Origin of the sequence: Candidatus Pelagibacter communis (assembly GCF_001179945.1) — a bacterium.
Lineage (GTDB): Bacteria > Pseudomonadota > Alphaproteobacteria > Pelagibacterales > Pelagibacteraceae > Pelagilacustribacter > Pelagilacustribacter ubique_A.
On sequence record NZ_CVSG01000082.1, the window covers coordinates 1 to 633 of the forward strand.

Genomic DNA, 633 nt, shown 5'->3' on the forward strand with positions numbered 1-633 from the left:
TACTAAAATAATAGATATTTTTGACAAAAAAAATGAAGAATTTTACAAATTCTATACTCATCACCTAAGAAATTATAAATATTTGTATAGAGAAGATTTTACTATATTGTCAAAAAATATCTTACAATTAGTTTAAATTTGAAATTTTTTATTCACAAAAACAAGGTCGGAGTTAACCCAATTAATTAATTTATAATTGTTTTTTTTTAAAAGTTTAAAAACATTGCTCTTAAGTATAAAATCTAAAGTTTGATTTTGTGTTTCTATTACTTTATTCGAAGTATTTAAGATTTCGATTACAATACAATCTATATCATATTTCTTAAATTTAAAATTTTTTAATGCTTCATATTCATGATTTTCTATATCTATACTAAGCAAATTTAATTTAGATTTTTTATAAGGAGAATTTTCTATTATATTATTTAAAGTTGTCGTCTCTCTTACAATAATTCTTTTAGGTTTTGCTTTTCTTCTTTTTACTAACTTTGCATCTACTGTATTAAGAGCTGATCTTTCATGATAAAAATAATATTTTATTTTATCTTTTTTATTGCTTATTAAAGCACTGACATTATAGTCTTTTTTTCTTAAATTTTGAAATTCTTTAATAGATTTTTCATCTGCGTCTAT

The 633-nt window shown here is 19.9% G+C and carries 1 protein-coding gene; it reads right to left on the reverse strand.

Translation table 11 applies throughout. The annotated features are described in order from the left end of the window. Positions 1 to 132 precede the first annotated feature (132 nt). Positions 133 to 633 (reverse strand): FkbM family methyltransferase (locus AMN78_RS03745; protein WP_075534248.1); only part of this gene is annotated, 501 nt, incomplete at its 5' end.